The following is an 18,218-nucleotide window of genomic DNA, read 5'->3' as shown; positions in this document are numbered from 1 at the left end:
GAGATCCCTTGGAACAGCCAGGCATTCCCCACAACGAATCCTCCCGGCTTGCCAGTCTCAAGTCGCTGAATGTGCTGGACACCCCGGCCGAGGAGCGCTTTGACCGCGTCACCCGCATGGCCAAGCGCATGTTCCGCGTGCCGATCGCGCTGGTCAGCCTGGTCGACGCCAACCGCCAGTGGTTCAAGTCGGCGCAGGGGCTGGACGTGGGCGAGACGCCGCGCAATGTCTCGTTCTGCGGCCACGCCATCCTCGGCGACGGCATTTTTCTGATTCCCGACGCGCTGGCCGACCCGCGCTTTGCCGACAATCCGCTGGTGACCGGGGCGCCGCACATCCGCTTTTACGTCGGCTGCCCGCTGCGCGCGCCGGACGGCGCCAAGGTTGGCACGCTGTGCATCATCGACACCGTGCCGCGCGTGTTCGACGAGGAGGACGCGCTGGCGCTGCTCGACCTGGCGTCGATGGTGCAGGATGAGCTGGCGGCGTTCCAGACCTCCACCACCGACGACCTGACGCAAATCTCCAACCGCCGCGGCTTCCTGCAACTGGCCGACTATGGCCTGAATGTGTGCGTGCGCAACCGCCAGCCGGCGGCGCTGGCTTTCATCGACCTCGATCGCTTCAAGCCGATCAACGACCAGTTCGGGCACGCGGAGGGCGACCTCGCGCTGGTGGCGTTTGCCGAGGTGATGCAGGCCAGCTTCCGCAGCACCGATTTGTTCGCGCGGCTGGGCGGCGATGAATTCGTGGTACTGCTGACCGGCGCCGGCAAGGATGACGCCGAGCGGGTGCTGGACAAGTTCGGCGCGCTGCTGGGCGAGTACAACGCCCGCGCGCGGCGCGGCTACGACCTGCAGTTTTCCGCCGGCGTGGTGGAGTTCGACCCGGCCGCGCCGCGCTCGGTGGAGGCGCTGCTGGCTGCCGGCGACGCCGAGATGTACGCCATCAAGGCGGCCAGGAAGCGCCGGCATTAGGTCGCCGGCATCCGGCATCCGGCATCAGGTCAGCAGCGGCAGGATGCCATCCAGGCCGACGAAGTTGAGCGCCACGTTGGCCTGGTCGCGCACCACCGGCTTGGCGCGGAACGCCACCGACATGCCGGAGACGCCCATCATCTTCAGGTCGTTGGCGCCGTCGCCCATGACGATCGCCTGCGACGGCGCGATGCCCAGCTCCGCGCACACCCGTTCCACCGTGCGCTTCTTCTCCTCGGCGTCGACGATGCCGCCGACCACCTTGCCGGTCAGCTTGCCGTCGACGATTTCCAGCTGGTTGGCGTGGGTGTAGTCCAGGCCCAGGCGCTGCTGCAGGCGCTCGGTGAAGTAGGTGAAGCCGCCCGACACCAGCAGCGTCTTGAGGCCGGCCTTGCGCACCGCCTTCAGCATGCGCTCGGCGCCGGGTGACAGCCGCAGGCGCTCCTCGTAGACGCGCGCCAGCGCCGACGCGTCCAGCCCTGCCAGCAACGCCACGCGGCGCGTCAGGCTCGCGGCAAAATCCAGCTCGCCGCGCATGGCGGCCTCGGTGATCGCCGCCACTTCGGCCTTCAGGCCCTGCATGTCGGCGATTTCGTCGATGCACTCGATGGTGATCAGCGTCGAGTCCATGTCCATGGCCAGCAGCTTGTAGTCGCTCATCTTGTGCAGGCCGATCGAGTAGGTGGTGTCCAGCTGCGCGGCCTGGGCGGCCACCTCGATGGTCTGGCACAGCGCCGTCGAGAAGGCGAAGCCTTCGCAGCGCACCGCGTTGTCGCCCAGCCAGGTCAGGTGGTCCGAGGCGGTCAGCGCGGCGATGCGCTCCAGCCGCGCCTTGCAATCGCCCACGCCCTGCAGTACGAGGTTCATGGCGGTGTTTGCGTTAGTCATGTGCGTAAGAGGTAGTTAAGGGGCGTTTAGGCGGTCAGCTGCTTGATGGCGGCCTTGATCTGCGTGACGCGCGCGGCCAGGTCCGGCATGGCGGCGGTGATCTTCAGCTTGTCCTGGCCATTCAGCTTGATCTGGCGGTTCTTCTGGATCAGTTGAATGATGCGCATCGGGTCGATCGGCGGCTGGGGCATGAACTGCAGGTTGGCGGCCTCGGTGTGGGCGTCGATCTTGACGATGCCGACCGTCTTGGCGGCGATCCGCAGGCGGTGCGTTTCGATCAGCGCCTTGACGGCGTCCGGCAGCTTGCCGAAGCGGTCGATCAGCTCTTCCTGCATGTCGTCGATCTGGCCTGGCGTCGTGCAGTTGGCCAGGCGCTTGTAGATCGACAGCCGCTCGTGGACGTCGCCGCAGAAGTCGGCCGGCAGCAGCGCCGGCACGTGCAGGTTGATCTCGGTGGTGGACGACAGCGGCGCCGCCAGGTCCGGCTCCTTGCCGGCCTTGAGCGCGCGCACCGCCTCGTTCAGCATGTCCGAGTACAGCTGGAAGCCGATCTCGGTCATCTCGCCCGACTGGTTGTCGCCGAGCACCTCGCCGGCGCCGCGGATCTCCAGGTCGTGCATGGCCAGGTAGAAGCCGCTGCCCAGTTCCTCCATCTGCTGGATCGCGTCCAGGCGGCGCTGCGCCTGCTTGGTCAGCGACTGCACGTCGTGCACCAGCAGGTAGGCATAGGCCTGGTGGTGCGAGCGGCCGACGCGCCCGCGCAGCTGGTGCAGCTGCGCCAGGCCGAACTTGTCGGCGCGGTGCATGATGATGGTGTTGGCGGTCGGCACGTCGATGCCGGTCTCGATGATGGTGGTGCACAGCAGGATGTTGTAGCGCTGGGCGACGAAGTCGCGCATCACCTTTTCCAGGTCGCGCTCGTGCATCTGGCCATGGGCGACGGCGATGCGCGCCTCCGGCAGCAGCGCGGTCAGCATCGCCAGCCGGTTCTGGATGGTCTCGACCTCGTTGTGCAGGAAGTACACCTGGCCGCCGCGCTTGAGCTCACGCAGGCAGGCCTCGCGGATGATCGATTCGCTCTCGCTGCGCACGAAGGTCTTGATCGCCAGCCGTTTTTGCGGCGCGGTGGCGATCACCGAGAAGTCGCGCAGGCCTTCCAGCGCCATGCCCAGCGTGCGCGGGATCGGCGTGGCGGTCAGCGTCAGCACGTCGACCTCGGCGCGCAGCGACTTGAGCGCCTCCTTCTGGCGCACGCCGAAGCGGTGCTCCTCGTCGATGATGACCAGGCCGAGGCGGGTGAACTTGACGTCCTCCGACAGCAGCTTGTGGGTGCCGATGATGATGTCCAGCGTGCCGTCGGCCATGCCCTTGATGGCCTGGGCGATCTCCTTGCCGGTGCGGAAGCGCGACATCTCGGCGATCTTGACCGGCCAGTCGGCAAAGCGGTCGGCGAAGGTTTGCGCGTGCTGCTCGGCCAGCAGCGTGGTGGGCGCCAGGATGGCGACCTGCTTGCCGCCCATGACGGCGATGAAGGCGGCGCGCAGCGCCACCTCGGTCTTGCCGAAGCCGACGTCACCGCACACCAGGCGGTCCATCGGTTTGCCCGAGGTCATGTCGCGCACCACGTTGTTGATGGCTTCCTGCTGGTCCGGCGTTTCGTCGAAGCCGAAGCTGTCGGCGAAGCGCTCGTAGTCGTGCGCCGAGTACTCGAACGCGTGGCCCTGGCGCAGCGCGCGCCGGGCGTACAGGTTGAGCAGCTCGGCGGCGGTGTCGCGCACCTGCTCGGCGGCCTTGCGCTTGGCTTTTTCCCACTGGCCCGAGCCCAGCGTGTGCAGCGGCGCGTCGTCCGGCGCGGCGCCGGAGTAGCGCGAGATCACGTGCAGCTGCGACACCGGCACGTACAGCTTGGTCTCCTTGGCGTATTCGAGGTGCAGGAATTCCGCCTCGCCTTCGCCCAGGTCCATGCTGGTCAGGCCCATGTAGCGGCCGATGCCGTGGTTGATGTGCACCACCGGGTCGCCGATCTTCAGTTCCGACAGGTCGCGCACCATCGACTCGACCTGGGTGACCGCTTCCTGCTTCTTCCTGCCGGCGCGGCGGCCGGAGCCGGCGTACAGCTCGGTCTCGGTGATGAAGGCCAGTTGCAGGCCGTCGGCGTTCAGTTCGAAGCCGGCGTGCAGCGGCGCCACGCCCAGCGCCAGCCGGGCGTCGGACGCGGCGAAGCCGTCGTAGCCTTCGACCGGGGCCGGATCGAGGCCGTATTCGCTGAAGTACTGCTGCAGCGTTTCGCGCCGGCCGTTGGAGTCGGCGCAGATCATCACCCGGCGGTCGGTGCGCAGCAGGTAGGCGCGCAGGTTGGTCAGCGGGTCGTCCAGGTGGCGGTTGACGGCGATCTCGGGCAGCGGCGCCGACAGCTCGGAGGCGCCGGCGTCGGCGTGCTGGCGGAGGGCGATCTGCGGCGACGGCTTGGCCAGCACGAAGAACTGCTGGTCCGACAGGAACAGCGCCTCCGGCGCCAGGATCGGCCGCTCGCGGTCGGCCTTGAGGAAGCGGTAGCGCGCGTGGGTGTCGCTCCAGAAGCGCTGGATGGCGGCCTCGATGTCGCCCACCGTGGCCACCACCGTGCCCGGCGGCAGGTAGTCGAACAGCGTCGCGGTCTGCTCGAAGAACAGCGGCAGGTAGTATTCGATGCCGGCCGAGGCGATGCCGGCGCCGATGTCCTTGTACACCACGGCGCGCGACGGGTCGCCCTCGAAGTGCTCGCGCCAGCGGCTGCGGAAGGCGCTGCGCGCCGCCTCGTCCATCGGGAACTCGCGCCCCGGCAGCAGGCGCACCTGCTTGACCGGGTACAGCGAGCGCTGGCTGTCGGCGTCGAAGGTGCGGATGGTCTCGATGGTGTCGCCGAACAGGTCGAGCCGGTACGGCAGCGCCGAGCCCATCGGGAACAGGTCGATCAGGCCGCCGCGCACCGAGTATTCGCCGGGCGACATCACCTGCGTCACGTGGGTGTAGCCGGCCAGCGTCAGCTGCGACTTCAGCGCCGCCTCGTCGAGCGACTCGCCCTGCTGGAAGAAGAAGGTGTAGGCGGCCAGGAACGACGGCGGCGCCATGCGCACCAGCGCGGTGGTGGCCGGCACCAGCATGACGTCGCACTGGCCGCTGGCGATTTCGTGCAGCGTGGCCAGGCGCTCGGACACCAGGTCCTGGTGCGGCGAGAAGGCGTCGTAGGGCAGGGTTTCCCAGTCGGGCAGCAGGTGGCAGCGCAGCGCGGCGCCGCCGAACCAGGGCAGTTCGTCGCGCAGGCGCTGGGCGTCGCTGGCGCTGGCGACCACCACCGCCAGCATCTGGCCGCGCGCCTTCAGGGCCAGCGCGATCTGCGCCAGCGCGTAGGCGTCCGCCGAGCCGTGTAGCGCGGGCAGGGCATAGCGGTGGCCGGGTTTGGGGATGGATTTAGTTAAGGCTGAGGACACAACACACATTCAACGGTTATCCGGGCGCCGCCCGGGTGGCAACGCCGCTGCCGCCATTATAGACGAACCCCACTCCGGGGTCAGGTCCTCCATTTCTACACGACCTCTGCCGTACGCGCGCGTACGGCAGAGGTCGTGTAGAAATGGAGGACCTGACCCCGGAGTTAGCGGTTGGCCACGCCGAACGGGATGTGCACCATCGGGATGTCGCCGGCCGGCGAGTGCAGGTGGCTGAGCTGGTCGTCAAAGAACATGTGCGGCCGGAACACGCTGAGCACGCGGGCTTTTTCCATGCCGCCCAGGAAGAAGGTTTCGTTGGCCGATACCCCCCAGCTCTTCAGCGTGGTCACCACCCGCGCGTGCGCCGGCGCGCTGCGCGCGGTGATGATGGCGATGCGCAGGATTTTCTGGTAGGCCGGGTCGGCCCGCTGCGCCTCTTCCTCCAGCCGCTGCATCACGGACAGCTTGCGGAACAGGTCGGCCAGCGGGCCGGGCTGGTGCGGAATCGCCGCGCGCGCGGTCTCGTGGGCGTGGAACTCGGCAACGTCGTGGTTGCGCTTGAAGATGGTTTCCGATTCGTCGTCGGCGATCACGCCGTCGAAGTCGAAGGCGATGCGCAGCTCGCCGTCGGCAGCGTCGTCCTCGGGGCGCGACGGCAGCACCAGCCCGGCCGGGTAGTCGGCCGCCAGCGCGCGCCGCACGTCGTCCTCGTTGGCCGACAGGAACAGCGAGGTGTTGAAGGCCGGCAGGTAGCGGTACGGCGACTCGCCGGTCAGGAAGCAGGCGCGCGCGATGTCGAGGCCGTAGTGGGCGATCGAGTTCATCACGCGCAACCCGGTTTCCGGCGAGTTGCGCGAAAACAGCACCACCTCGACCGGCGCCGCCTGCGGGTGGGCCTGGTTGATGCTGAGGAAGCGGCGGATGAAGGGGAAGGCGACCCCCTTGTCGAGCACGCTGTTCAGGTGCGCCTCCTGGTAGCTGCGGTAGGCTTCCGGGCCGTGCTCCAGGTACACCTGGTGCGAGGCGCTGAGGTCAAACAGGGCGCTGGAGGCGATGCCGATCACCAGCTTGTGCTCGATAGGATAGGGCATGATGGGCGCTGTAGTGGACAGAGCGTTACTGTACCGCATCCGGCGTTGCTGCATGATTTCTTTTCCGCAATTTAATCATTGCCTGGCGGCGGGCGCTGCGCTACATTGGCAGCTCTTTTGCGGGGACGCGCGTGCTCAATCTCGATACTCTGTTGCTGGTGCAGGTCTGCGTGACGCTGCTGACCACCGCGCTGCTGGTGGTGGCGGCCTGCTACACCGAGAGCCCGCCGGAGCAGCGCTGGTGGGCCGGCGGCAATGTGCTGGCCTGCGTCGGGCTGGCGCTGAGCAACGCCACGGCGCTGCCGCTGCTGCTGCACGGGGTGCTCGGCTACGGCGTGGTCGCGCTCGGCCTGGCGCTGGTGTTGCGCGGCCTGCGCGTGCACACGGCGGCCGACTTGTCCTGGACGGCGGTGGCGGCCATCGTCGGCGTGGCGCTGCTGGTGCCGGCCTGGTTCACGCTGGGCGCGCCCAGCCTGCGCGCGCGGCTGTGCTTCAGCGGCCTGTATTTCGGCCTGCTCAACTGGCTGTGCGCGGCGGTGGTGGCGCGCCAGGGCGTGTGGCGCGTCGGCATCGTCAGCCTGGGCGGCTTTGTGCTGCTGGGGCTGGCGCTGGTGTTGCGCGGCGTGCACATGCTGCTGCACGGCGATCCGGCCGACCGCGGCGGCGCGCTGGTGATGGGCCTGAGCACGCTGGCGATACCGCTGGCGCAGATCTGCATCGCCTTCGGCCTGATCCAGATGGTCATGTGGCGCTACGCCGAGCGCCTGCGCCGGCTGTCGACGCTGGATCCGCTGACCGGGGCGCTGAACCGCGCCGGCCTGGAGCTGCAGGGCAAGCGCGTCGCCCTGCGCGCGCTGCGCGCCGCCCGGCCGCTGGCGGTGATCATGATCGACGCCGATTACTTCAAGCGCATCAACGACACCCATGGCCACCCGGTCGGCGACGCCGTGCTGCGCCATCTGGCGCTGCTGCTGCGGCTCGAGCTGCGGCCGCAGGATCTGCTGGCGCGCTTCGGCGGCGAGGAGTTCGTGCTGGTGCTGGACGGGGTCGACCTGGCGACGGCGCTGGGCATCGCCGAGCGGGTGCGCGCGCGCATCGCCGGCGAGGTGGTGGAGGACGCCGGCGTGGCGGTGCGCTACACGGCCAGCCTGGGCGTGGTGTGCTCGGACCAGCACAGCTACGATCTGTTCCGGCTGATGGCGGCCGGCGACGCCGCCATGTACGCCGCCAAGCGCGCCGGCCGCAACCAGGTGGCCGCCGGCTGAGGCGGCGCGCCTGCGCTATAATCCGGCAAAAAACACACCACGGGGACGAGCTTTGTCGGCGCCATTCGATTTCCACCAGTTTCAGGCCATGACGCCGCTCGACGGCACCACGGTCTGGGCGTATTTGTTCGACCGCTACGCCGACCGCATCACGGTCAAGCGCCGCCAGCCGGCGCTGCACAACCTGGCGCGGATATTCACCGCCACCTTCAAGCTGGCCAACGAGGTCGGCTTCCGCGCCATGAATCTGCGCGACCTGTGCGGCGAGACCGGGCTGTCGATGGGCGGGCTGTATGGCTACATCGGCAGCAAGGATCAGCTGGCGGAGATGATCGAGGACGTGGTGCGCCACGCCACCCACGAGGTGCCGCGCATGTTCGCCGCCGTGGCCGATCCGCGCGACCGGCTGGAGGCGCTGATTCGGGCCTCGATTTATGTGTCGGAGATCCTGCAGCCGTGGTTTTATTTCGTGTTCATGGATTCGCGCGTGCTGCCGGCCGCGCAGCGCGCCACCGCGCGGCAGTCGGAGCTGCATGTGCAGGCGCTGTTCGCCGGGGTGGTGGCGCAGGTGCCGGGGCTGCGCGCCGATCCGCAGCTGTTGGCCGCGCATCTGCTGGCCACCTTCCAGGACTGGTATGTCAAGCGCTGGAAGTACCGCGCGGCGGATATCGGCCCGGACCGCTTTGCCGACAGCGCGGTGGGCATGATGCGCGCCAGCCTGGCGGCGTGGTCCACCCCGTGCGCGGCGGGCGGGGACGCGCTCAGCGCCCCGGGCCGGTCGGCACCGGCTTGATGTTTTCGGCGTTCGGCGTGGCCGCCGGCGCGCCGGCGCCCGGCGTGCCGGCCGGCGCGGCCGGCACCATCACCTCGCCGGGCGCCACGTTCTCGGCGCCGGCCGGCACGTCGTCCATGTCCAGCGTGCGGCGCGCGGCGTCGCCGGTGAATTCGTCGTACAGCCATTCGCCGTCGACCTGGGTCAGCCCGGCCGGCACCGGCCGTTCCTGCGGCGGCCGGCTGGCCATGGCCACCTTCATGTAGTCGATCCAGATCGGCAGCGCCACCGTGGCGCCGAATTCCTTGCCGCCCAGCGAGCGCGAGTCGTCGTAGCCCATCCACGAGACGGCCACGATGCCGCCGCCGTAGCCGGCGAACCAGCCGTCCACCGCGTCGCTCGAGGTGCCGGTCTTGCCGGCCAGGTCGGGCCGGCCGAGGCGGGCGACGGCGCCGCCGGTGCCGGTGCGCGTCACCTGGCGCAGCATCGAGTCGGTGACAAACGCGTTGCGCGGGTCGATCACGCGCGCCTCGTCCGGCAGCGTGGCGCGCGGCTTGGCCTCGGCGATGACCTTGCCGTCGCCGTCGACGATGCGGGCGATCAGGTAAGGCTCGACCGCGTAGCCGCCGTTGGCGAACACCGCGTAGGCGCCGGCCAGCTGGGTCGGCGTCACCGCGCCGGTGCCCAGCGCCAGCGTCAGGTTTTTCGGGTGGCGCGCCAGGTCGAAGCCGAACTTGCCCAGGTAGCCGTGGGCGTACGGCACGCCGATCGCGCGCAAGATCCGCACCGACACCACGTTCTTCGATTCCGACAGCGCCGTGCGCATGCTGATCGGGCCGTCGAACTTGCCGTCGTCGTTCTTCGGCGACCACGCTTCGTTGCCGGTCTCGGCGCCGGTCAGGTTGAGCGGGGCGTCGTTGATGACGGTGGCCGGCGAGAAGCCTTTTTCCAGCGCCGCCGAGTAGACGAAGGGCTTGATCGAGGAGCCCGGCTGGCGCCAGGCCTGGGTCACGTGGTTGAACTTTTGCAGGTTGAAGTCGAAGCCGCCGACCAGCGCGTGGTAGCCGCCGCTGACGGCGTCCAGCGACACGAACGCGGCCGACACCTGCGGCACCTGCGTGACCGCCCAGCCGCCCTTGTCGCCCTGCATGATGCGGATCACCGCGCCGGGGCGCAGCCGCAGCGTGTCCCTGGCCTTGTCGGACAGCGCGCCGGCCACCAGCCGCAGGCCGTCGCCGCTGATGGTGAGCTCCTCGCCGGCCGGGTTCTGCACGGTGATGGCCGTGGCGCCCACCGTCAGCACCACCGCCGGGATCAGGCCGTCGCTGGCGGGGCGCTTTTGCAGCGCGTCCTCGATGGCGTCGTCGCGCTCGTCCTCGCCGGCCGGCAGCGGGATGAACGCTTCCGGGCCGCGGTAGCCGTGCCGCTGGTCGTAGTTCAGCACGTTGCGGCGCATCGACTCGTAGGCGGCCTTCTGGTCGGCCTTGAGGATGGTCGTGTAGACGCTGATGCCGCGCGTGTAGGCCTCGTCCTTGAACTGGGCGTAGACGGTCTGGCGCGCCAGCTCGGCCACGTACTCGGCGTGGACCTCGAAGTCCTGGCCCTTGCGGTTGATGTGCAGCGTCTCGTGCAGCGCCTTCTGGTACTGCGGCTCGGTGATGAAGTCGGCGTCGCGCATGGCGCGCAGCACCAGTTGCTGGCGTTGCTTGGCGCGCTTGGGGTTGACCGCCGGGTTGTGGCGCGCCGGGTTTTGCGGCAGGCCGGCCAGCATCGCCGTCTCGGCCACGTCCAGCTCTTTCAGCGGCTTGCCGAAGTAGGTCTGGGCGGCGGCGCCGAAGCCGAACGAGCGCTGGCCGAGGTAGATCTGGTTCATGTACAGCTCGAGGATCTGGTCCTTGTCGAGCGCGGCCTCGATCTTCAGCGCCAGCATCACCTCGGTCAGCTTGCGGCTGTAGAACTTGTCGCGCGTCAGGAAGAAGTTGCGCGCCACCTGCATCGTGATGGTCGAGCCGCCCTGGCGCAGCGCACCGCCCAGGTTGGCCTTGGCCGCGCCCAGCGCGCGCAGCCAGTCGATGCCGTGGTGCTCGTAAAAGCGCTTGTCCTCGATCGCCAGCAGCGATTTCTTCATCAGCTCGGGCATGTCCTTGATCGGGATGAAGTCGCGGTGTTCCTCGCCGAATTCGCCGATCAGGGCGTTGTCGGCGGTGTACACGCGCAGCGGGATCTTGGGCCGGTAGTCGGTGATGGCGTCCAGCGACGGCAGGTTGGGCGCCACGTACAGCAGCAGGTAGGCCAGCAGCAGGCCGCCGCCGACCAGGGCGGCCAGGCCGGCGCCCAGCGCGGCGCGCAGCAGGTTGCGGCGGGTGAGCCAGGCGGGCAGGGGAGGCGAGGTTGTCAAAGCACTATCTCTCGGTTGCGGAACGATGCGCGATTATAGAACATGGCTATTGTGGCTTGGCCGCACTTGACGTAACGTACAGGTATACAGCTCCGAAGGGACCACATGGCGCCACCCCAGCATATACTCGATTGCGATGTCCTGGTCATCGGCGGCGGCATCAATGGCGCCGGCATCGCCCGCGACGCCGCCGGCCGCGGGCTGTCGGTGGTGCTGTGCGAGCAGCACGACCTGGCCGCCCACACCTCGTCCGCCTCGACCAAGCTGATCCACGGCGGCCTGCGCTACCTGGAATACCGCGAGTTCGCGCTGGTGCGCAAGGCGCTGGCCGAGCGCGAGGTGCTGCTGCGGGCGGCGCCGCACATCATCTGGCCGCTGCGCTTCGTGCTGCCGCACGCGCCGGGCCAGCGGCCGGCGTGGCTGATCCGCGCCGGGCTGTTCCTGTACGACCGGCTGGCGCGGCGCGCGTTGCTGCCGGCCTCGGCCGGCGTGCGGCTGCGCGGCCACCCGCTCGGCCAGCCGCTGCAGCCGCGCTTCGCGCGCGGCTTCGTCTATGCCGACGGCTGGGTCGACGACGCCCGGCTGGTGGTGCTGAACGCCATCGACGCTGCCGAGAAGGGCGCCACCATCCTGACCCAGGCGGCGTGCACCGGGCTGCGGCGCCAGGCGGCCGACTGGCAGGCCACGCTGGTCAAGCCCGGCTGCGGGCCGATCCAGGTCAACGCCCGTTACGTGGTCAACGCCGCCGGGCCGTGGACCGCCGCGCTGCTGCAGGCGGCGCTGCCGCGCGCGGGCGGCGGCCAGCTGCGGCTGATCAAGGGCAGCCACATCGTGGTGCGCCGCCTGTTCGCGCATGACCACGCCTACATCTTCCAGCACGCGGACGGGCGCATCGTGTTTGCCCTGCCGTATGAGGGCGACTTCACGCTGATCGGCACCACCGACCGCGATTACCACGGCGACGCCGGCCAGGTCGCCATCGAGGAGGACGAGATCGCCTATCTGTGCGCGCTGGCCAGCGCGTATTTCGTGCGGCCGGTGACGCCGGCCGAGGTGGTGTGGAGCTATGCCGGCGTGCGCCCGCTGGTCGACGATGGCGCCGACGCCAAGGCGGTCACGCGCGATTACCGGCTGCAGATCGACCGCCACGGGCCGCCGATCCTGAGCGTGTTCGGCGGCAAGATCACCACCTTCCGCAAGCTGGCCGAGGAGGCGGTCGACCACATCGCCCGCGCGCTGGACAACCGCCACGGGCCGTGGACGCGCGACGCCTGCCTGCCCGGCGGCGACCTGTTTGGCGCGGCGCCCAGTGACCGGGCGGTGCTGGAATACGAGCGCTGGCGGGACGCCCAGCAGGCGCGCTATCCGTGGCTGCCGCCGGCGCTGCTGGCGCGCTATTGCCGCGCCTACGGCACCCGCGTGCACACGCTGCTGGCCGGGCGCGCGGCGCTGGCCGACCTGGGCGAGGAGATTGTGCCCGGCCTGTATGCCGCCGAGGTGGATTATCTGCGCCGCTACGAGTGGGCGCGCGCGGCGGCCGACATCCTGTGGCGCCGCACCAAGCTTGGCCTGCACCTGCCGGCCGACGCCGCCGGCCAGTTGCAGGCGTGGCTGGACGCCCATCCGCTGGTGCGCTGAGAGCCCCACGTCGTTCCGGCGCAGGCCGGAACCCATGGAAGGTTGGCGTGCCATGACGCGTGCCGTCGATGGATGCCGGCCGGCGCCGGAATGACTGCGCGGCAGTCGTCGCCGCCACGTAACAACGGCGCCCGCGGGCGCCGTTGGCCTTATTTCACGCCGTGCATCAGTTTCTGGATCAGCGGCGCCACCAGGAACAGCAGCACGCCGCCGGCCATCAGCGACCAGAAGCCGAAGGTGTAGCCGTGCAGCGCCGACGGCACCGACATGCCGCCCTCGCCCGACACCGCCGAGGCGAAAATGCCCGACAGGTTGTTGCCGATGCCGGTCGACAGGAACCAGCCGCCCATGCCCAGGCCGACCAGGCGCGTCGGCGCCAGCTTGGTCACCATCGACAGGCCGATCGGCGACAGGCACAGCTCGCCGATCGATTGCAGCACGTACACCATGAACAGGGTCCAGAACGGGATCTTGTTGTGCACGTCCACCAGGCTCGACAGCGCGTACATCAGCAGCAGGAAGGCGCTGCCGTTGAAGATCAGGCCGAGGCCGAACTTGCGCGGGATCGACGGGTTGGCGCGGCCCATGGCCACCCAGATGAAGGCCACCAGCGGCGCGAAGGCGATGATGGCCAGCGAGTTGACGGTCTGGAACCAGGCCACCGGGAAGGTCCAGTTGAACATCTCGCGGTCGACGATCTTCTCGGCCAGGAAGGTGAACGAGCTGCCGGCCTGCTCGAAGAAGCACCAGAACATGATGTTGAAGAAGAAGATCACCAGCATGGCGATGACCTTGTCGCGCGCCACCTTGCCGTTGCGGATGCCTTCGACCAGCAGCATCACCGACAGCAGGATGAACAGCACGCTCAGCACCGCCTGCAGGTTCTTGGCGCCGGTGGCCAACAGCGAGTACACCACCGGGATCACGCACACCGAGCCGATCACCACGTACAGCAGGCGCTTGGGATCGGCGTTGCGCGCGTCCGGCGCGCCGATGCCCTTGAGCTGGGCGCGGCCGATGAAGAACCACACCAGGCTGATCAGCATGCCGACGCCGGCCGCGATGAACACCACCTTGTAGGCCGGCATGCCGCCGCTGCCGAAGATCGCCGTGGCCAGCCACTCGGTCAGCACCGGCGCCACCAGCGCGCCCGAGTTGATGCCCATGTAGAACACCGTGAAGCCGGAGTCGCGCCGCGTGTCGCCGGTCGCGTACAGCTTGCCGACCATGGTCGAGATGTTGGGCTTGAACATGCCGTTGCCGACGATGATGGTGGCCAGCCCGAACTGGAACACCGTTTCGTTGGGGATGGCGATCATGAACAGGCCGGCCGCCATGAACGCGGCGCCGACCAGGATCGAGCGCTGGTAGCCCAGCACGCGGTCGGCCACATAGCCGCCGAACAGCGCGGCCGCGTACACCAGCGCCAGGTAGGAGCCGTACACCAGGTTGGCCGACGATTCGCCGGCCGGGTCGCCGTTGTAGAACTGCGCCACCACGTACAGCACCAGCGCCCAGCGGATGCCGTAGAACGCGAAGCGCTCCCAGAACTCGGTCATGAACAACATCCACAGCGGGGCCGGGTGGCCCATGATCTGCTTGAACTCCGGAATTGCGGCTTCCGTGGTGGGGGTGGTCGCACCGCTCATGCGGCTCCTCCTAATCATTATGGTCTAAAGGACGGGCCGGCCTTGTGGGCCGGCCAAATTGGGCGCCATTTTAATCCACAAACCGGCTGGCGATGCACTTTTTGATGCTGCGCCAGCAAACTTGTGTCATTTGTGTTAATAATTTGCCAGCCCACGCACGGCTGGTTTGTCGTATATTGGTGGCGCAACACCCATAGACACTGAATAGGATTTACGCACCATGGATTATGACGTTGTCGATACCCAGATTTCCCCCGAAGGCCACCTGGAGATTCTGTCCAAGGCGGAAGTGAATAAACTGCTCGATACCAGCCAGGGTGGCTTGTATAACGTCTTCCGCAAATGCGCGCTGGCGGTCCTCAACAGCGGCAGCACCATCGACGATGGCAAGGAGCTGCTGGAACGGTATAAATCGTTTGACATCAGCATCGTCCAGCGCGAGCGCGGCATCAAGCTGGACATCAAGGGCGCGCCGGCGATCGCCTTCGTCGACGGCAAAATGATCAAGGGCATCCACGAGCACCTGTTCTCGGTGCTGCGCGATATCGTCTTTGTCAGCAACGAGGTGACCGACAACCCCAAATTTGACCTCAACAAGACCGAGGGCATCACCGACGCCGTGTTCCACATCCTGCGCAACGCCGGCGTGCTCAAGCCCATGCTCAACCCCAACCTGGTGGTGTGCTGGGGGGGCCACTCGATCAACCGCGCCGAGTACAACTACTCGAAGGAGGTCGGTTACGCCATGGGCCTGCGCGACCTCGACATCTGCACCGGCTGCGGCCCCGGCGCCATGAAGGGCCCGATGAAGGGCGCCACCATCGGCCACGCCAAGCAGCGCCTGCACCGCGGCCGCTACCTGGGCATCACCGAGCCGGGCATCATCGCCGCCGAGTCGCCCAATCCGATCGTCAATGAACTGGTCATCATGCCGGACATCGAAAAGCGCCTGGAGGCCTTTGTGCGCACCGGCCACGGCATCGTCGTGTTCCCCGGCGGCGCCGGCACCGCCGAGGAAATCCTCTACATCCTCGGCATCCTGCTGCACCCGGATAACGCCGACATTCCGTTCCCGCTGGTGTTCACCGGCCCGGAAACCTCGCGCGACTACTTCGTGCAGATCAACCAGTTCATCGCCGACACGCTGGGCCCCGAGGCGCAGCAGCGCTACCAGATCATCATCGACGATCCGGAGGCGGTGGCGCGCGAAATGCAGGCCGGCATCAAGGCGGTGCGCGAGTTCCGCAAGGCGCGCAGCGATGCCTACTACTACAACTGGAGCCTGAAGATCGACGCCGAGTTCCAGCGCCCGTTCCCGCCCACGCACGAGAACATGCGCAATCTGCGCCTGCACAAGAACCAGCCGGTGCACCTGCTGGCCGCCAACCTGCGCCGCGCGTTTTCCGGCGTGGTGGCGGGCAATGTGAAGGAGGAGGGCATGCGCGCCATCGAGAAGTATGGCCACTTCGAGATCCACGGCGACAAGGAGATCATGGGGCCGATGGACGCGCTGCTGGCGTCCTTTGTCGCCCAGTCGCGCATGAAGCTGGCCGGCAAGCCGTACACGCCGTGCTACCGCGTCATCCAGTAAGCGGCGCGCCGGGAGTATGGGGGAGGGGAGTATGTTCTCTCCCCGTGTGGTAAACCCTCTTTTTCGCGTTCTCTTTTCTTCTCTTTTCTTCTCTTTTTCTCTCTTTTGAACTTTTTCTCCACCAGGAGATCTAAAAAAGAAGGAAAGAGAAGAAAAGAGAAGAAAAGAGAGGAGAAAAGAGAATGTTTACCACAGTGGCTGCCCACCTGCCTACCGATACCCTGCTCGACCTCCTTGAGCAGCTAAAACGCCGCGGCGGCACGCAAGACCTGTCCGAGGCCATAACAACGGCGGTCGAATTCTGGCTGGCCGACCAAAAGCAGTTTCCCAAAACAGCCGATCCGAACGGCCTGCGCGGCTACCAGTGGAAATGCCTGTTCCTGCCGGAAGGCACGGTGCTGCGTTCGTGGAGCTACGGCGACCACAATGACGCCTGCGTAAAAGGTAATGAAATCATCCATCGTGGCAAATCCGTGTCACCCAACGAATTCGCCCGCGCCTTCGCCCGCAGCAACCGCAACGCCTGGATAGACCTCAAAATTCGCCGTCCTGGCGACAAGCACTTCAAGCAGGCCAGCATACTGCGCCAGGAAATCCTGCGCGAGCAGGAAGAAGCGCGCAAGGCCAAAGCCGGCGCTGCCGGCCCAGGCCGCGAGCCTGCCCCGCCGAACGCCGGGCCATCGTCGACACCTGCCGCCGCGCTGCTAAGCCCAGCCTATGCCGCAGCGTCGCCAATACCGCCGATGCCGACAACGCCGCAGCCGCTCGCAGCCGAGCCACCGCAACCGCCCGCGCCGCGCGACACCAAACCGCGCGAAGACTGGACGCTGCCCGAGCGCCGCAAGTGGCGCATTCGCCTTGAAGACATCGCCTTCGACTAAAAAAAAGCCGCCCAGGCGGGCGGCTTTGTGCGACAGCGCGGCAGCAGATTACTCTTCGCGGCGCAGGTGCGGGAACAGCAGCACGTCGCGGATGTTTGGCGAATCGGTCAGCAGCATCATCAGGCGGTCGATGCCGATGCCGCAACCGCCGGCCGGCGGCATGCCGTATTCCAGCGCGCGGATGTAGTCGGCGTCGTAGAACATCGCCTCCTCATCGCCCGCATCCTTGGCCTCCACCTGCGCCAGGAAGCGTGCCGACTGGTCTTCCGCATCGTTCAGCTCCGAGAAGCCGTTGGCGATCTCGCGGCCCACCATGAACAGCTCGAAGCGCTCGGTAATGCCCTCGCGCGTATCGGAGGCGCGCGCCAGCGGCGACACTTCCACCGGATAATCGATGATGAAGGTCGGCTCCCACAGCTGCGCCTCGGCGGTTTCCTCGAACAGCGCCAGTTGCAGCGCGCCCAGGCCCGAGTGCGCGTGCGGCTTGACGCCGAACTTCAGCAGCTCGGCCTTGATGAAGTCCATGTCGTTCAGCTGCGCCTCGGTGTAGCCCGGCGCGTACTTGTTGATGGCGCCGACGATGGTCAGGCGCTGGAACGGCTTCGACAGGTCCAGCTCGCGGCCGCCGTAGGTCAGCACCGCCGTGCCCTTGGCGTCGATTGCCGCCTGGCGGATCACCTGCTCGGTGAAGTTCATGATCCACTCGTAATCGGTGTAGGCCGCGTAGAACTCCATCATGGTGAATTCCGGATTGTGGCGGACCGACACGCCCTCGTTGCGGAAGTTGCGGTTGATCTCGAACACGCGGTCGAAGCCGCCCACCACCAGGCGCTTCAGGTACAGCTCCGGCGCGATGCGCAGGAACATCTGCATGTCCAGCGCGTTGTGGTGGGTGATGAACGGCTTGGCCGCCGCGCCGCCCGGAATCGGGTGCAGCATCGGCGTTTCCACTTCCATGAAGTCGTGCTTTTCCATGAAGCGGCGGATCGACGACATGGCGGCGGTGCGCGCCTTGAAGGTGCGGCGCGTTTCCTCGTTCATGATCAGGTCGACGTAGCGCTGGCGGTACTTGGTCTCCTGGTCGGCCAGGCCGTGGAACTTGTCCGGCAGCGGCCGCAGCGACTTGGTGATCAGGCGCAGTTCGCTGACCTTGATGGTCAGCTCGTCGGTCTTGGTCTTGAACAGCGTGCCGACCACGCCCAGGATGTCGCCCAGGTCATAGTGGTGCAGCGCGGCCATGGCGGCCTCGCCGGTCAGGTCCAGCGTGGCGTAGATCTGGATGCGGCCATCGGCCTGCGGGCCCGACGCATCCTGCAGCGTGGCGAAGGCGGCCTTCTTGCCGGCCTCGCGCTTGAGCATCATGCGGCCGGCCAGCGTGACGGTGACCGGGTGGGCTTCCAGCTCCTCGCGCGATTTGCCGCCGTACTGCGCGTGCAGCTCGGCCGCCTTGTGCGCCGGCTTGAAATCGTTGGGGAAGGCCACGCCCTGGGCGCGGATGGCGGCCAGCTTGGCGCGGCGCTCCGCGATGATTTTATTGTCGTCCGGCGCTGCCGCGTTGCCTGCTTGGTCTTGAAGATCCGTAGTCATGGTCTGTACTT

12 protein-coding genes are annotated in these 18,218 nt (G+C 67.6%); 6 read left to right on the top strand and 6 right to left on the bottom strand.

Features of this window, described 5'->3' with window-relative positions; genetic code table 11:
• Positions 1-8 precede the first annotated feature (8 nt).
• Positions 9-977: a sensor domain-containing diguanylate cyclase gene (locus FHW58_RS07985; RefSeq protein WP_179672508.1), complete on the top strand. Its 969-nt coding sequence runs from the start codon at positions 9-11 to the stop codon at positions 975-977.
• Between the two features lie 24 nt (positions 978-1,001).
• Here FHW58_RS07985 and serB read toward each other — a convergent pair whose 3' ends face one another.
• The 3 genes from serB to FHW58_RS07970 form a co-directional block, all read right to left on the bottom strand.
• Positions 1,002-1,844 (bottom strand): phosphoserine phosphatase SerB, encoded by an 843-nt coding sequence (gene serB / locus FHW58_RS07980; protein ID WP_179672507.1) that lies wholly within the window; start codon positions 1,842-1,844, stop codon positions 1,002-1,004.
• Between the two features lie 47 nt (positions 1,845-1,891).
• A complete protein-coding gene (mfd, locus tag FHW58_RS07975; protein ID WP_218892644.1) occupies positions 1,892-5,344 on the bottom strand; it encodes a transcription-repair coupling factor in 3,453 nt (1,150 codons plus the stop codon).
• 155 nt (positions 5,345-5,499) lie between these two features.
• Entirely contained in the window at positions 5,500-6,426 is a 927-nt protein-coding gene (locus tag FHW58_RS07970) for a 5'-nucleotidase (RefSeq protein WP_179672505.1), read from the bottom strand.
• 131 nt (positions 6,427-6,557) lie between these two features.
• Between FHW58_RS07970 and FHW58_RS07965 the strand changes: the two genes are divergently transcribed.
• On the top strand, positions 6,558-7,691 hold the full coding sequence (locus FHW58_RS07965; protein ID WP_373996641.1) for a GGDEF domain-containing protein: 1,134 nt from the start codon (positions 6,558-6,560) through the stop codon (positions 7,689-7,691).
• A 52-nt stretch (positions 7,692-7,743) separates the two neighbouring features.
• Positions 7,744-8,484 (top strand): TetR/AcrR family transcriptional regulator, encoded by a 741-nt coding sequence (locus tag FHW58_RS07960; protein ID WP_229265080.1) that lies wholly within the window; start codon positions 7,744-7,746, stop codon positions 8,482-8,484.
• On the opposite strand, the gene FHW58_RS07955 is transcribed toward FHW58_RS07960, so the two are convergent.
• Positions 8,453-10,861, bottom strand: coding sequence for a penicillin-binding protein 1A (locus FHW58_RS07955; RefSeq protein WP_179672504.1), 2,409 nt, complete (start codon positions 10,859-10,861; stop codon positions 8,453-8,455). The genes FHW58_RS07960 and FHW58_RS07955 overlap by 32 nt on opposite strands.
• Before the next feature lie 105 nt (positions 10,862-10,966).
• On the opposite strand from FHW58_RS07955, the gene glpD reads away from it, so the two are divergent.
• Entirely contained in the window at positions 10,967-12,499 is a 1,533-nt protein-coding gene (gene glpD, locus FHW58_RS07950) for a glycerol-3-phosphate dehydrogenase (protein WP_179672503.1), read from the top strand.
• A gap of 149 nt (positions 12,500-12,648) precedes the next feature.
• On the opposite strand, the gene FHW58_RS07945 is transcribed toward glpD, so the two are convergent.
• Positions 12,649-14,148, bottom strand: coding sequence for a peptide MFS transporter (locus tag FHW58_RS07945; RefSeq protein ID WP_179672502.1), 1,500 nt, complete (start codon positions 14,146-14,148; stop codon positions 12,649-12,651).
• A gap of 220 nt (positions 14,149-14,368) precedes the next feature.
• Here FHW58_RS07945 and ppnN point away from each other — a divergent pair, with 220 nt between their 5' ends.
• Together ppnN and FHW58_RS07935 are read left to right on the top strand one after the other, a co-directional pair.
• Positions 14,369-15,739 carry a nucleotide 5'-monophosphate nucleosidase PpnN gene (gene ppnN, locus FHW58_RS07940; RefSeq protein WP_179672501.1) on the top strand — a complete coding sequence of 457 codons (1,371 nt, stop codon included), beginning with the start codon at positions 14,369-14,371 and terminating at the stop codon, positions 15,737-15,739.
• 182 nt (positions 15,740-15,921) lie between these two features.
• A complete protein-coding gene (locus FHW58_RS07935; RefSeq protein ID WP_179672500.1) occupies positions 15,922-16,620 on the top strand; it encodes a hypothetical protein in 699 nt (232 codons plus the stop codon).
• Between the two features lie 48 nt (positions 16,621-16,668).
• On the opposite strand, the gene lysS is transcribed toward FHW58_RS07935, so the two are convergent.
• Entirely contained in the window at positions 16,669-18,207 is a 1,539-nt protein-coding gene (gene lysS / locus FHW58_RS07930) for a lysine--tRNA ligase (protein WP_179672499.1), read from the bottom strand.
• Positions 18,208-18,218: the final 11 nt, after the last annotated feature.

It is taken from the genome of Duganella sp. 1224 (assembly GCF_013408245.1).
GTDB lineage: Bacteria > Pseudomonadota > Gammaproteobacteria > Burkholderiales > Burkholderiaceae_D > Rugamonas.
The sequence above is the reverse complement of the archived record's forward strand: the minus strand, read 5'-3'. Positions and strand labels throughout refer to the sequence as shown.

What these genes read in the sequence shown, in the direction of transcription:
- mfd (WP_218892644.1), bottom strand. Translation starts at nt 5,344, where the DNA reads ATGTGTGTTGTGTCCTCAGCCTTAACTAAATCCATCCCCAAACCCGGC.
- lysS (WP_179672499.1), bottom strand. Translation starts at nt 18,207, where the DNA reads ATGACTACGGATCTTCAAGACCAAGCAGGCAACGCGGCAGCGCCGGAC.
- glpD (WP_179672503.1), top strand. Translation starts at nt 10,967, where the DNA reads ATGGCGCCACCCCAGCATATACTCGATTGCGATGTCCTGGTCATCGGC.
- FHW58_RS07945 (WP_179672502.1), bottom strand. Translation starts at nt 14,148, where the DNA reads ATGAGCGGTGCGACCACCCCCACCACGGAAGCCGCAATTCCGGAGTTC.
- ppnN (WP_179672501.1), top strand. Translation starts at nt 14,369, where the DNA reads ATGGATTATGACGTTGTCGATACCCAGATTTCCCCCGAAGGCCACCTG.
- FHW58_RS07935 (WP_179672500.1), top strand. Translation starts at nt 15,922, where the DNA reads ATGTTTACCACAGTGGCTGCCCACCTGCCTACCGATACCCTGCTCGAC.
- FHW58_RS07970 (WP_179672505.1), bottom strand. Translation starts at nt 6,426, where the DNA reads ATGCCCTATCCTATCGAGCACAAGCTGGTGATCGGCATCGCCTCCAGC.
- serB (WP_179672507.1), bottom strand. Translation starts at nt 1,844, where the DNA reads ATGAACCTCGTACTGCAGGGCGTGGGCGATTGCAAGGCGCGGCTGGAG.